The following is a 13,997-nucleotide window of genomic DNA, read 5'->3' as shown; positions in this document are numbered from 1 at the left end:
GCCGGTGGCGTCAGCGCCAGAACTGGAACAGTACGCGTCCGAAGGTGGCCCACCGGGCGTCGCCGCCGGCGGTGGAGAACAACCAGTAGCTGGCGTCCCAGAGCGGCTGCACGATCTGCGGGCTGGAGAACAGCAGCAGGATGAGCACGAACGGCGCCCACGGGGTGAACGGCCGCACGGCCTCCTGGGTGCGCGCCGACAGGAACGGCGCGATCACCCCCCAGCCGTCCAGACCGGGGACCGGCAGCAGGTTCAGGATCGCGGCGATGAACTGCAGCAGCGCCAGGAACGACAGCGCGAAGGCCAGTGGTGAGTCGAACTGCGCGGCCAGCACGGTGAGCAGGACCCCGGCGACCAGGTTCACCAGCGGCCCGGCCAGCGACACGGCCGACCGCCACACCCGCGACCGCAGCCGTCCGTGCTCGATGAGCACCGCCCCGCCGGGCAACGGCAGCCCACCGATGGCCAGGATGACCAGCGGGATGACGAACGTCATCGCGCCGTTGGCGTAGCGCAGCGGGTTGAGGGTGAGGTAGCCCCGGCCGCGCACCGAGGTGTCGCCGCCGCGCAGTGCGACCACGGCATGACCGAACTCGTGCAGGCACAGGGTGATCAGCCACCCGCCGAGGACGGTGACGAACACCCAGACCCCGAGCGGTGCGGTACCGGCGGCGGTCGCCCAGGCGGCGGCGACGGTGACCAGCACGACGGCGGGGAAGATCCATGCTCCGGTGCCGGTCCCGCCGCGGCGGGGCCGGGCGGTCCGGCCGAAGGGTGCGGTCATCGGCAGGCGGTGGAGGTCATCGGTCCATTGTGCCGACGCCGGCGCGTCGAGGTGCCCGTTCGGCCGGACCCGCAGGCGCTTCCCATCCGGCGCCGCGACGGCGACGCTGTGCGAGCAGACCGTGCTCCGTCCGGGCGGGGGCGGCCACCGGTGGTCCGGCACAGCGGCTCCCGGGTAACTCTGGTCACAACGCGTAGATCAGTGGTCACTCGCTGCGTGACCTGCGTAAACACCGACGGGGAGGGTCCGACACGCCGGAGCGACGCGCGGGGCGGCCGGTCTATATCAGCACTCGAGGCTTGACGGGCGGCATGACACACGGGTGTAATTCCACCACTGTGATTCACACACCGGTCGACGACGACCGGCGCGTAGGTCCGGTACGGGGGCCGTTCATCGTCTCCGGGGCAGCGCACGACCGCTCCCCGCGTGGCCCCGGTACGACCGTCACACCCGTGTTCCCGTCATCACGTCGTTGCTGTTCACAGCCTTACCAACGGAAGGATCTGCTCGTGCCGAACCAGATCGATCTGTCCCTGTCGATCCTTCCGTCCCCGCGTTCGGCTGAGGTCGCCCCCGACGCCGTCGACGTCGAGCGCGCCACCGCGTTCGGCACCGACACGGTCGTGCTGGCCGCGGTCGCGGCCCTCGACGGCGGTGCGTCGTTCGCCGGGCCCATCGAGGACCAGGACTGGCACGGACGGGCGCTGTGCGCCCAGACCGATCCGGAGGCCTTCTTCCCGGAGAAGGGTGGCTCGACCCGGGACGCCAAGAAGATCTGCACCGGCTGCGAGGTGCGCTCGGAGTGCCTGAGCTACGCGCTGGCCAACGACGAACGCTTCGGGATCTGGGGTGGCCTGTCCGAGCGGGAGCGCCGCCGCCTCAAGCGCCTCGCCGGCTGAACCCCGGCCGTCCCCGCCCGTACAGACGCAGCCGGTCCCGGTCCCCGGGGCCGGCTGTCATGCGTTGTGCGCCACGGTGCCGGGTGCGGTCGGGTGGCCGCCCCGGCCCGGTCGGGCCAGCCGTGGGTGCCCGCGCGGCCCGGTCGGGTGACCCGTGAGCGCTCGCACGGCCCGGTCCGGCGAGCCGTCAGCAGCCGCTCCCGGGCAGTCCGGAGCAGGCCGCGGCCAGGTCCGGTCGGCCCTTGTCCACCACCGACACCTTGGCCACCGCGAAGCTCGTGTTGCCGTCGACGTTGCGGGCGTCGGGACCGGGCGAGAGCGTGAAGTCGGTGCGCCCGGGCATCGCGTCGAAGTCCAGGGTGATGGCGCTCGCGGCGGCGGACGACAGGTTGACCACCCAGCTCTGGCTGCCCGACGTCAGCATCACCTGGGTCGCGTTCGACGGTGACGTGAGGACCATGCTGAGCGAGACGGGTACCGCAGCGCCCCGGGCGTTGTCCAGGATGAGCGCCGCGGTCGGGTCCTTGCTGGTCCACAGGGTCTGTTTGGACGCGTTCTGACCGAGGTCGTAGTCGGCGCCGGCGTAGAGGAAGACCGGCTCCAGCACGGTGTCGCGGGCGTAGCTGAGCTCTGCGGGCGAGTAGGTGGCCACCAGACGCTCCCGCTCGCCGGTCAGGCCGTAGTAGGCGTAGCGGGTGCTGGCGCTGACCATGTCGGGGCCGGTGACGCCCAGCGCCGCCTCCAGTGCGGCTTCCAGCGTCGCACCACCGTCGGCGTAGGTGCGCCGGTCGACCATGATGCCCTCGAAGCCGGCGACCGCCACGTCGGCCACCAGCTGGGGTGCCTTCTCGGCGGCGACCAGCAGCGGCCAGTCGTTCTCGGCGCGACCCCGGATGGCGCCTCCGGACCAGCGCAGCGTCGAGGAGTGCAGGAACGGCTTGAGCTGGTCGGTGTAGACCACGCCGTTGATCGAGTTGGCCTCCGGGAACGCCTGGTAGGCCAGTTGGAACACCATCGCCCCGTCCGGCAGGGCCGCCTCCAGCCGGTCGATCCACAGCTGGTCGGCGTTCCACTGCGCCGCCACGGTGGCGTAGTCGGGTTCGGCGCGGTGGGTCGACTGGTCGTACACCCCGACCAGCAGCAGCGCGGCTGCGACGACGCCGGCGGTGAGCCGGTGGTGACCGACCCGGCGCGGGTGCCGGCGGGCCACCCGGCGCAGCAGCGCGTCGACGGCCAGCCCGACCGCGGCGAGTGCGAACGCGGAGATCAGAATGGCCAGCCGGTTCCAGGAGCGCAGGCTCTGGGTCAGGAAGCTCACGATGGTCTCGAGGCCACCGATGGTCGAGAACAGCAGCGCCACCAGGGTCAGCAGCGCCAGGTAGCCCAGGGTCTCCCGGTTGCGCCGGTGGCGGGCGGCGCGGACGCTGTTCCGGACGGGAGCCCGCAGCGCCCCGGTGGTCCCGAGCCGGACGAGGATGTGGCCGAGCAGTCCGAGGAAGCCCACCGCGCCGACGAGACCCAGTGCCGGACGCTCGGAGACGTACGGATAGGTGGCGTCGTACCACTGACGCAGATCACGCAGCGGCGCGAGGGCGTGGTCGGGGGCGGGCAGGATCAGCTGGGCGATCTTGAGGGCGAAGCGCTCGGACTCGTTGTCGTAGCGGACCAGGGCACCGACGTTGTTGCCGTTGACCGCCGAGTACAGGATGTCGGGCAGCATGTTGGCCAGCATCACGGCGACCAGGGTGCCGCCGGCCAGGACGGCGCCGAGGAAACGCCGCCGGTCGCGGGTCCGCAGCAGCGCGATGAGACCGGCGGTGCCGATCATCAGCAGCAGGAACACCGAGAAGTACGACGACGCCGTGCCCAGCAGCGCCAGCACCAGCACGGTGACCGCGCCGCGGCCGGTGAGCGGCCGCGGCAGCCGGGACAGCCACCGCGGACGCCGGTCCGCCGGGCGGTGGTCCGACCCCCACACCGACTCGCCGCGGATGATCCAGAACACCAGCACCAGGGCCAGCGGGACCGGGAAGTAGGCGGCCAGGAAGAGGTGGTTCTCGCCCTTCTCCCAGTGGAACGGGGTGATGGCGTAGAGCACCGACAGCACCAGGCTCAGCAGCTTGCCGACCCCGATCCGGCGGAACAGCCACACCGACGCCACCGCGGCCAACGGGAAACCGAGCAGGTACCAGACGTTGACGGCGAGGGCCGCGTTGTCCGTGAACAGGCTCATGACCAGCGCCAACATCATGTGCAGGTTGTCGGCCTGCGGGAAGTCGTGGTAGGTCTGGCCGATCGGGGCGCCGAGTTGCGGGGTGAACTCGTACCAGCCGGTGTTGATCACGGTCTGGAAGTGCGCGAGCACCGCGGTGGCGTCGTTGCTGTAGACGAACGGCGCCCGCAGGTCCGCCGACAGCAGTCCCATCGCGTGCACGGTGGCGATGCAGGTGAGCACCACGCTGAGCAGGTACAGCGGCACCTCCGAGCGCACCCACCACACCACGGGGGCCGGTGGGGTGGACGGGGGTGCGTCACCGCCGGGCAGGTCGGGATCCGCGCCGTCGAGGTCGACCAGCGGCTCGTCTAGCGGCGTCGCGGTCGCCGACGCGGCCCCTGGTGCGGGGTACGCGGCTCCGGGCGCGGTGTCGCCTCGACGTGCCAAGCCCGGTACCCCTCGTGTTCTGCCGACGTCCGGACCGCACGGTCCTTCAGGGCGCTGGGCCCGATCCCGAGGGTATCGGCCGGAGCTGAGGATTCCGGTCACCGCCGGGGCGGCGGGTCAGCGCTCAGCCGCGGTCGGGGCCCTCGGAGGAGTCCTCGTCCTGTTCGCCGAGGACGGCGGTGACCTGCTCGACGAGGACCTCCTCGACCAGGTCCTCGAGGTCACCGCTGTCGGCGGCCCGGATCTCCAGCGGCCGGCGGTACACGACGACCCGGGCCTTGGTGGGCCGGCCGCTGCGGTCGACGCCGGCGGTGAGGAACCGCGCCAGCGGGACGCCGCCGTCCAGGATGACCTCCGGACCGGGGGTCAGCTCGTCGGGGTCGACCGACGGCACCTCGTCCACGGCGAACTCGACGTCGGCGAGCCTGTCGGCCCAGCGCAGCTCGACCGCGGCGACGGCGGCCAGCACGACCTGGTCGAACTGTTCGGCGCGGGACCGGGCGGCGGGCAGCTCGGCGGGCAGCAGGGGGGACCGCAGGCCGCGGCCGTGGCGGTCGCGACGGATCGTCGGGGGCCGGCGGGGAGTCACAGCGGCCACCCTAGCGCCGCCCCGTACGCGCGGGTCATCGCGGATCAGCGCCGCGCCGCACGGTCGCCGAGCTGGGTGGCGCGCAGCAGGTCGTCGGCGGTGGCCTTGATGCCGACCCCGAGCGGGGTGAGGCTGCGCCGGTCGAGCTCGGGCCACACCACCGACCTCAACCGCAGGTCGCGCACCTGGAACTTGGCGAACGGCGACGAACCCAGGACGACCCGTGGCGCCCGCTTGAACAGCCGGCGGGTCTCGGCGAGCAACGCGCCGATGGTGACGCCCTGCTGGCTGGCCAGGATCTTGGTGACCGGGTCGCCGGGCCGCTCCCGGCCCAGCCGCTCCAGTCCGTCGCAGATCATCGCCGCGCAGTCGTCGACGTAGAGGTAGTCCCGGGTGGTGTCCAGGGACACGTACACCGAGATCGGCTGGCCACTGAGGTGCGAGCGGCAGATGTGCGACACCAGCCCCTGCGGCTTGGCCAGGTTCTGCCCCGGCCCGTACAGGTTCGCGATCCGTCCGACGAGTACGCCGACCCCGGTCCGGGCGGCGAAGTCGCGGGCGACCTGCTCGGTCGCGAGCTTGGCGGTGCCGTACGGGGAGATCGAGGACGCGACGGCGGCCTCGGTGAACGGGGCCCGGCCGGCGCCCGCGTAGACCCCGCCGGCCGAGGACGCCAGGAACAGGGCGCTGCCGGCCGCCGCGGGTGCCCTCGCGACGTGGTCGAGGAAGTCACGGAAGGTCTGCACCTCCTGGTTGAGCACCGCCGCCGGGGTGCCGGTGACGCCGGCCCCGGAACACCAGGCGATCCGCCACGGGCCGTCGCCGGCCGCCTCCCGGAGCCGGGCGAACCCGCGCTCCAGCGCCTGCCGGGACGCGGTCGCGTCCGACCAGGGGACCTGCTGGGTGACGACGGGGACGCGCCGCGCGCCGAGTTCGCGGACCAGACCGCGGCCCAGCAGGCCGCCGGCGCCGACGACCCAGGTCGCGGTCACCGGCGCGGCGCCCCGGTGGGGACGCCGGGGGACGGGGGGACCGCAGCGACCGCGGGGCCGCCGCCGGTGGTCACCGGCGCCGCCGGTGGCCGGATGCCCGGTGCGGGCGACGGGACGCGGCCGAAGGGCCCGTCGGCGGGGTCACTGACGATGAGGTACGGCGGCTTGCCCATCGCCATGTTCACCGACACGCCGATGTACTCGGCGATCACCCCGAGGGAGAACAGGATGGCGCCGGTGCCCAGCAGGAACACCACCATCAACGACGGCCAGCCGGCCGCGATCTGGGTGGTGGTGGCGAGCTTGAGGATGAGCAGCACCAGCGCGAGCAGCACCCCGCCGACGGCCGCGACCACCCCGAGCACGCTGACCGCCCGCAGGCCCTTGGTGCCGCTGGACAGCACCATCCGCCAGAAGTGCGACACGAGCGTGCGCAGCGAGTAACCCGAGGGCCGGTCGCCCTCCTCGCGCAACGCCACCGGGCAGGTGGCGATCTTCCCCGCCACCCATCCCATGGCGACGTCGAGGTAGACCCCGGACCCGGCGTAGGCGGCGACGCTGCGGCCCACCTCGCCCAGGATCAGCCGGAACGACTGGTAGTCGCTGGCGTCCTGGCCGGCCGAGCCGCCGAGGAACTTCTTGGCGCCCTTGGAGGCGGCGTTGCGCAGCATCCCGTGCGGGGCGGAGTTGGTGGGCTTGGCGTAGACGACCGACGCGCGCTCGCGCAGGGCGGTGTCCAGCAGGCGGCCGATCTGCGCCGGATCGTGCTGGCCGTCCTCGTCGAGGGTGACGATCCAGTCGCCGCCGGACGACGCCATCCCGGCCAGGGTGGCGGGATGCTGGCCGAAGTTGCGGCTGAGCCACACCGGACGGAAGAAGTCGTGGGCGGCGCCGAGTTCCCGCAGCACCCGCGCCGAGTCGTCGGGACCGTTGTCATGGACGCCGAGCACCTCGGTGATCACCGCGGTGTGCCCGTCCGGGGTGCGGAATTCGGTGGTCATCGGGAGGATCTCGGCCACCACCCCGGGAAGCGTCTTCTCACCCTGGTACACCGGGATGACGACGGAGATGGTGTGCGTTGCGACGTCCGGGTGTGCCTGCTCCACCGTCGGAACTATAGTCGCCCGGCCCCGTCCGGCCCGGCCCTGCGGCGGCGTGGCCTGCACCGATCCCGTGCTGTCCCAGGTCGGGATGCGGCGGGAGCCACCGATGGGACACCGGTCGGCACGGCGGTGGGCGGCGGTGGGGATCGTCCTGGTGGGCACGGTGACCGGCTGCGGCGGCGAGCCGCTGCCACCGCCCGCTTACCGGGGACGGCGTGCGGGTGCAGGTGATGGACGGCATCGCCCTGCCGGACGTCCCCGGCTTCCGGACGGCTCCGGGCGTGACGGTCCCGGCTGCCACGACCTGGTGATCGACGGACCGACCGGTCCCCCCGGGTGCCGGGGGAGGTGGGCGGTGGCCGGTGTCGACGGTCTGTCGGTGACGGCCGACCGCGACATCGCCCTGCCGTCCCGGTGTCCGCACCGGACGGCCGGTTGTCGGCCCTGCGGCGGGGCGCCCGCCCGACCGGCACCTGCCGGGAGGACTGCGGGCGCCGGGTCCCGATTCCGCGTCGACGCCGACGGCGTCGCCGCCGTCCGGGAGAACGGCCGCCGAGCGGTCAGGTCTGGGCGCTCTTCATCCGGCGGCCGAGGTACACGTAGGCGGCGCGGCGCAACAGCATGGTCAGGTCGGCCATCGCGTTGCCGATCCGCAGGTCCGCGGACGACAGCAGCCCGGGTTCGGCGGCGGCCAGCGTGCGGTGGTAACCCTTGGCCTCGGAGGCCTGGGTGCGCATGAGGTGCACGCTCCACTGCTGGTCGCTGACCCGGAAACCGGCCAGCGGGGTCGGCAGGGCGACGAGGTCGCCCTGCAGCAGCACCCGGATGTAGCTGGCCTCGTCGATGAGGTAGGAGTATTCGCCGTCCCAGTACCCCGCCGCGGCCAGCGCCTCCCGGCGCAGCAGCACCGACGCCGGCTCGCCGAAGAGGTTGGTACCGGCCCGGACGGTGGCCCGGATCGCGGCGCGGCCGTCCACCCGGCCGGTCAGCTTCCCCAGCCCGCGGCCGCGGATCAGCGGTCGGCCGGCGGCGTCGACGATGTCGCGCGAACAGGCCACCATCACCGCCCCCGGGTGCGCGTCCATCGCCGCGACCTGCTCGGCCAGGCACGTCGGGTAGATCAGGTCGTCGCTGCAGACCAGCTTGACCAGCTCGCCGGTCGCCCGCTCGGACACCGCGTTCCAGTTCGCCGGGGCGCCGCCGCCCGTCGGCAGCCGGTGCAGCCGGACGCGCGGGTCGGCGGTGTAGGACTGCAGCACGTCCCAGGTGCCGTCGGTGGACGAGTGGTCGGAGACGACGAGCTCGAAGTCGGTGAACGTCTGGGCCAGGATCGAGTCCATCGTCGCGCCGATGAAGGCGACGCTGTCGTAGGCGGGGACGACCACCGAGATCCGGGGTGCGCTGTTCATCGGGGGCTCCGGTCGTCGGCGGCGGGTGCGGGTGCGTCGTCGTCCGTGGCGGTGACCGGGGCCTCCCGGTCGGCGGCCGACCGGCGGAACGAGAAGCCGCGGTGGGCGAAGAAGCTCATCAGCACGGTGCCGGCCGTGACGATCAGCTGCGCCAGCAGCACCGGGAGGCCGACGACCTCCTTGAGGAGCGGCAGGAAGACCACGTTGATGCCCAGCGCGGTGAGCTGCACGACCTCGAACCGGGCGAGGTCGCGCAGCACGTGCCCGCGCACCCGGAAGACGAAGGTCCGGTACAGCACGAACGCACACAGCACCGCGGCGATGTGGGCGAACAACAACGCGACCATGTAGCCGAGCGTGTCGCCGACGAGGTGCTCGAACAGCACGAACCAGGCGAACCCGATGGCCGTGTTGGCCCCGCCGACCAGCAGGAACGCGACGCGCTGGTCACGGATGAGCCGCAGCAGGGGTCCCGCGTCACCCGTCATGCCGGCGGGTGGGGTGATCCGCTCGCCGGAATCGGGGAAATCGTCGAGAGTCATCGGAGGTCACTATAGGTCCGTGGGGGTCCCGGAACCGGGCTCGGCGCGGGGCTGTGGCGACCCTCTCGGTACGGCGACGGGTACGACCGCCGGGGCTGCCGCCGCGTGTCGCGCGAACCGGTCGCTCCCGCGTGTCGCGGTGGTCGGGGCCGTGAGCAGGCCTACTCTGCCGTGGTGGCCAGACTGCGGCAGTGCTCGAGGACCGGATGCGGTCAGCCCGCGGTGGCGACGCTGACCTTCGCCTACGCCGATTCCACCGCCGTGGTGGGACCGCTGGCGACCGCCGCCGAACCGCACTCCTACGACCTGTGCGCCGACCACGCGCTCGGCCTGAAGGCGCCACGCGGCTGGGAGGTCGTCCGGCCCGAGGCCGAGTTCGACCTCAACGCGCCGCACACCGACGACCTCGAGGCCCTGGCCGACGCCGTGCGCGAGGCCGGCCGCGGCGACCGTACGGAACCGGCGCCCGCCGCGCCGTCCTCGACCGGACGCCGCGGGCACCTGCGGGTGCTGCGGTTCCCCACCGACCAGAGCCCCGAGGGTCCGCGCCGCTGACGGCCGGGCGCCGACGCGCGCCGTGCCGGGGTGGGCGATCGCACGCCGGCGGTCCTGTGGTGTTCGTCGGCCGACCCGACGCGGGTCCGCCCGGCGTGGTAGGACAGCACGGCAGCACATTGCGTGCGATCGCCGCCGTCGCGTCGCGCCACCTGCCCCCGGGCGCGCCACCGCGTCCGTGAACCGCCCCTTGAACCGAGGAGAACTGTGACGTCACCAGGCACGAAACTGCGGGCCATCGCGAAGGCGTACGACGTCCGTGGACTGGTCGGCGACGAGTTCACCACCGACACCGCCCGCGCCCTGGGCGTCGCCTACGCGCGGCTGCTGGCCGGCGAGGCCACCCAGGTGGTCATCGCCTACGACATGCGGGAGTCGTCGCCGGGTCTGGCCGCGGCGTTCGCCGACGGCCTCGCGAGCCAGGGCATGGACGTCCTCGACGCCGGCCTCGGGTCCACCGACCTGCTGTACTACGCCAGCGGTGCGCTGGACCTGCCGGGTGCGATGTTCACCGCCTCGCACAACCCGGCCATCTACAACGGCATCAAGTTCTGCCGTGCCGGGGCGGTCCCGGTCAGCTCGGAGACGGGGCTGTCCACGGTCCGCGACGAGGCCGCCGAGATCCTCGACGGCGGCCTGACCGTCGAGCCCGCCGCCACCCGCGGCACCATCACTCAGCGCAGCATGGTCGACGGTTACGCGGCGTTCCTGCGCAACCTCGTCGACCTGTCCGGCATCCGTCCGCTGAAGGTCGTCGTCGACGCGGGCAACGGGATGGCCGGTTACACCGTGCCCGAGGTCCTGGGCGGGCTGCCGCTGGACATCGTGCCGATGTACTTCGAGCTCGACGGCAGCTTCCCCAACCACGAGGCCAACCCGCTGGACCCGAAGAACCTGGTCGACCTGCAGGACACGCTGAAGGGTCTGTACGGCACCGACGGCCAGGCGGACCTGGGTCTGGCCTTCGACGGTGACGCCGACCGCTGCTTCGTCGTCGACGAGCGCGGTGAACCGGTGTCGCCCAGCACCATCACCGCCCTCGTCGCCCAGCGGGAGCTGGCCAAGCAGCCGGGCTCGACCATCCTCTACAACCTGATCAGCTCGCACGCGGTGCCCGAGGTGATCGCCGAGAACGGTGGCACCGCCGTCCGCACCCGGGTCGGGCACTCGTTCATCAAGGCGGAGATGGCCCGCACCGGCGCCATCTTCGGTGGTGAGCATTCCGCGCACTACTACTTCGCCGACTTCTACAAGGCCGACACCGGCATGCTCGCCGCGCTGCACGTGATGGCCGCCCTCGGCACCCAGGACGGCTCGCTGTCGGACCTGGTCGCGAGCTACGACCGCTACACCGCGTCCGGCGAGATCAACTCGCGGGTCGCCGACGTACCCGCCAAGCTGGACGAGATCCGGGCCTACGCCTCCGAGCACGGGGCGACCGTCGACGAGCTCGACGGCGTGACCGTCGAGCTGCCCGACGGCAACTGGTTCAACGTGCGCGCCTCCAACACCGAACCGCTGCTGCGGCTCAACGTCGAGGCGGCCACGGAGGCCGGGATGGCCGCCCTGCGCGACGAGGTGCTGGCGCTGATCCGCGCCTGACGTGGTCCCCGGCGACCCGGGTCGACGCCGGCGTGACCGGCTCGACGCCGCCCGCGCACCGCGCGGGGGCGCCACGACCCGGGTCGGTGGTCCACACTGGGCGGATGGTTCCTCCTCCGCTCCCGGGCTCGGCCGCGTCCCGGCATCCGCTGACGTCGGTCCTGGACCCGCTGCTGCTCGACGTGCTCGCCTGCCCGGCGGAGCACCACACGCCGCTCGTCCCGGGCGAGCCCGGCGATCCGCTGGCGATGGCTCTGTCGTGCCCGGAGTGCGGCCGGATCTTCGACGTGCGTGACGGCATCCCGGTGCTGCTGCTCGACGACGCCCGTCACGGCCCGGTCGGTCCCGACCGCCCGGCCGCGGCCGGTCGCTGAACGGACCGGCCGATGTCCGATCCCGTTGATCTCCTCGGTGCCCCGGCGGCGCTGCGGGCGGCCGACCACGCCGCCCTGCTGCCGGCCGCGGCCACCGCGGGCGCCCAGGTCCGCGCCACCTGCGCGGTGCTCCCGCAGATCGCCGAACAGCTCGCCGACGTCCGGCCGCGGGCGCTGGTGGTGATCGCCGACGGGCGCGCCGCCCACGACGCCGAGCTCGTCGCCGCGCTGCTCGGTCCGCAGTGCCCGGTGCCGGTGGTCGTCCGGCCCGATCTGCCGTTGTGGATCAACGCGCTCGACGTGGTCGTGGTGCTGGAGAGCGGCACCCCGACCGAGGGGCCGGCCGCCGGGCTCGCGCACCGTCGCGGCGCCGCCGTGCTGGTGCGCGGTTCGGCCCGCGGGTCGCTGGCCGAGGCGGTGCCCGGTCGGCTGTACCCGCCGCCGGTCGGAGTGCCCGAGGTGCTGGCCGGGCCCGGCCGGGTGGCGTTCCTGCTGATGGTCGCCTCGGTGCTGGGCATGGTGCGGCCGGCCCTTACCGCCGAGGTGGTCGAGAGCGTCGCCGAGCTGCTGGACACCGAGGCCATCGCCTGCGGACCGCTGACCGACGCCTTCGTCAACCCGGCCGTGTCGCTGGCCCAGCAGGTCCTCACCGGCGACCCGGTGCTGGTCGGTCTCGATCAGGTCGGTCACCGGCTCGCCGCGCACGCCGCCGTCGCGCTGGCCGAACTCGGCGGGGCCACCGCCGCGGCGGTCGGCGCCCTGGACCTGAGCAGGTCGGCCGCCCTGATGTCGCGGCTCGGTCGTCGCCGCGACATCTTCGCCGACCCCTACGATGAACCGGCGGCCGACCGGCTGCCGGTGCTGCCGCTGCTGCTGCGGGTGGTCCGCCCGGCCGACGAGGCGCTCGCGCGGGCGGGCTCGGCGTTCCTGGGCTCGCTGCAACGGGCGTTGCCCACCGCGGTGCTGCTGGACGGGCCGGAACTCAGCCTCGCGCCGGTCGACACCGGGCTGCCCGACCGCCCACCGCGCGCGGAGCTCACGGGCTGGTCACGGGACTGGGCGTCGGTCGCGCTGATGATGACACGGATGGATTTCACGGCGGTGTATGTGGGCATCGCCGAAGGACAGGTACCGCCGCTGGACGGTCCAGCGGGCCTGGGGGTGCACGACGGGGCCAGACATCTGCTCGAGCCCGAGACCGTCGTGACCACGTATCGCGATGAGGAGGATCTCGACCGGTGGAGTTGATGCGCAACCGGATTCGTCCCTACGCATGGGGGTCCCGGACCGCCATCGCCGAGCTGCTGGGGGAGCCGGTCCCGTCACCGCACCCCCAGGCGGAGCTGTGGCTGGGGGCCCATCCGGGGGATCCGTCCGAGGTGGTGGTCCACGGCGTGCCCGAGCGGCTCGACGAACGGATCGCGGCCGACCCCGACGCTCAGCTCGGACCCGACGTGACCGCCCGCTACGGCGGCCGGCTGCCATTCCTGCTCAAGGTGCTCGCCGCCGACCAGCCGCTGTCCCTGCAGGCGCACCCGTCGCTCGACCAGGCCGACAAGGGCTTCGACGCCGAGGACGCCGCCGGGATCCCGGTCAACCACCCCAACCGCAACTACAAGGACCGCTTCCACAAGCCCGAGCTGATCTGCGCGCTCACCGAGTTCCACGCCCTGTGCGGGTTCCGCGACCCGCAGCGGACGGTGGACGTGCTCGCGGGACTGAAGGCTCCGGAGCTGGACCACTACCTCGCGCTGCTGTCCGGTCAACCGGACGCGCACGGCGTGCGGGCACTGTTCTCGACACTGATGACGCTGCCGCAGACGGCGTTGAACACCCTGCTGGAGGCGGTGCTCGCGGCCGCCGCGGCCCGCCTGGGGGAGGGCTCGGAACACGCCGGCGACTACCGCCTGCTGCTGGAGCTCGGTGAGCGCTACGAAGGTGACTCCGGTGTGATCGCGGCGCTGATGCTCAACCGCGTCGTCCTCGACCCGGGTCAGGCGCTGTACCTGCCGGCCGGCAACCTGCACGCCTACCTGCAGGGGGTGGGGGTGGAGCTGATGGCCAACTCCGACAACGTGCTGCGCGGAGGTCTGACCCCCAAGCACGTCGACGTCCCCGAGCTGATGCGGGTGCTGGACTTCACCGCCGGCGACCGGGAGGTGCTGGAGGGTGACGCGGACGGCCCGCACGAGGTGGTCTACCGCACCGGGGCCGCGGAGTTCGAGTTGTCGCGGATCGAGCTGGCCGGTCCCGACGCGGGCGACATCGTGCCGCTGCCGGCGGGGCTGCCCCAGGTCGTGCTGTGCACCGAGGGCTCGGTCGAACTCGCCGACGCGGCGGGGGACCGGCTGGTCCTGCAGCGCGGGCAGTCCGCGTGGATCCCCGCGAGCGACACCGGTATCGGGGTGTGGGGCGACGGCACCGTGTACCGGGCGACCGTCGGTTCCGCTGAGCCCGTCGATCCCACCGACAGTCCCTCCTGA

At 73.0% G+C, this 13,997-nt stretch carries 13 protein-coding genes; 6 read left to right on the top strand and 7 right to left on the bottom strand.

The window, feature by feature from the left end:
• Nucleotides 1-10: 10 nt before the first annotated feature.
• Complete coding sequence (locus tag DB033_RS08750) at nt 11-784, bottom strand: site-2 protease family protein (protein ID WP_157970592.1); 774 nt, start codon at nt 782-784, stop codon at nt 11-13.
• A gap of 677 nt (nt 785-1,461) precedes the next feature.
• On the opposite strand from DB033_RS08750, the gene DB033_RS08745 reads away from it, so the two are divergent.
• On the top strand, nt 1,462-1,686 hold the full coding sequence (locus DB033_RS08745) for a WhiB family transcriptional regulator (protein ID WP_111767360.1): 225 nt from the start codon (nt 1,462-1,464) through the stop codon (nt 1,684-1,686).
• 187 nt (nt 1,687-1,873) lie between these two features.
• On the opposite strand, the gene DB033_RS08740 is transcribed toward DB033_RS08745, so the two are convergent.
• The 6 genes from DB033_RS08740 to DB033_RS08715 all read right to left on the bottom strand — a co-directional run bounded on the left by DB033_RS08740 (nt 1,874) and on the right by DB033_RS08715 (nt 8,983).
• Nucleotides 1,874-4,348, bottom strand: coding sequence for a hypothetical protein (locus DB033_RS08740; RefSeq protein WP_157970591.1), 2,475 nt, complete (start codon nt 4,346-4,348; stop codon nt 1,874-1,876).
• 124 nt (nt 4,349-4,472) lie between these two features.
• On the bottom strand, nt 4,473-4,937 hold the full coding sequence (locus tag DB033_RS08735; RefSeq protein ID WP_240615800.1) for a metallopeptidase family protein: 465 nt from the start codon (nt 4,935-4,937) through the stop codon (nt 4,473-4,475).
• Between the two features lie 44 nt (nt 4,938-4,981).
• The gene (locus DB033_RS08730) at nt 4,982-5,929 is read right to left on the bottom strand and encodes an NAD-dependent epimerase/dehydratase family protein (RefSeq protein ID WP_111766329.1); all 948 of its coding nucleotides are present in this window, start codon (nt 5,927-5,929) and stop codon (nt 4,982-4,984) included.
• On the bottom strand, nt 5,926-7,035 hold the full coding sequence (locus tag DB033_RS08725) for a glycosyltransferase (protein ID WP_205843733.1): 1,110 nt from the start codon (nt 7,033-7,035) through the stop codon (nt 5,926-5,928). The genes DB033_RS08730 and DB033_RS08725 overlap by 4 nt, the downstream gene beginning before the upstream one ends.
• A 557-nt stretch (nt 7,036-7,592) precedes the next feature.
• Nucleotides 7,593-8,441 carry a glycosyltransferase family 2 protein gene (locus DB033_RS08720; RefSeq protein ID WP_111766328.1) on the bottom strand — a complete coding sequence of 283 codons (849 nt, stop codon included), beginning with the start codon at nt 8,439-8,441 and terminating at the stop codon, nt 7,593-7,595.
• A complete protein-coding gene (locus tag DB033_RS08715; protein WP_111766327.1) occupies nt 8,438-8,983 on the bottom strand; it encodes a GtrA family protein in 546 nt (181 codons plus the stop codon). Before DB033_RS08715 ends, DB033_RS08720 begins: the two co-directional genes overlap by 4 nt.
• Before the next feature lie 183 nt (nt 8,984-9,166).
• Here DB033_RS08715 and DB033_RS08710 point away from each other — a divergent pair, with 183 nt between their 5' ends.
• From DB033_RS08710 to manA, 5 genes are all read left to right on the top strand, one after another.
• A complete protein-coding gene (locus tag DB033_RS08710) occupies nt 9,167-9,538 on the top strand; it encodes a DUF3499 domain-containing protein (RefSeq protein ID WP_420814054.1) in 372 nt (123 codons plus the stop codon).
• A 207-nt stretch (nt 9,539-9,745) separates the two neighbouring features.
• Nucleotides 9,746-11,140 (top strand): phosphomannomutase/phosphoglucomutase, encoded by a 1,395-nt coding sequence (locus DB033_RS08705; protein WP_205843732.1) that lies wholly within the window; start codon nt 9,746-9,748, stop codon nt 11,138-11,140.
• Nucleotides 11,141-11,244: 104 nt separating this feature from the next.
• Entirely contained in the window at nt 11,245-11,514 is a 270-nt protein-coding gene (locus tag DB033_RS08700) for a Trm112 family protein (RefSeq protein ID WP_205843731.1), read from the top strand.
• Between the two features lie 12 nt (nt 11,515-11,526).
• Nucleotides 11,527-12,762: a hypothetical protein gene (locus tag DB033_RS08695; RefSeq protein ID WP_111766326.1), complete on the top strand. Its 1,236-nt coding sequence runs from the start codon at nt 11,527-11,529 to the stop codon at nt 12,760-12,762.
• On the top strand, nt 12,753-13,997 hold the full coding sequence (manA, locus tag DB033_RS08690; RefSeq protein ID WP_420814027.1) for a mannose-6-phosphate isomerase, class I: 1,245 nt from the start codon (nt 12,753-12,755) through the stop codon (nt 13,995-13,997). The genes DB033_RS08695 and manA overlap by 10 nt, the downstream gene beginning before the upstream one ends.

This window comes from Nakamurella deserti, assembly GCF_003260015.1.
GTDB classification, from domain to species: domain Bacteria; phylum Actinomycetota; class Actinomycetes; order Mycobacteriales; family Nakamurellaceae; genus Nakamurella; species Nakamurella deserti.
This window is presented reverse-complemented; position numbering and strand designations above follow the sequence as displayed.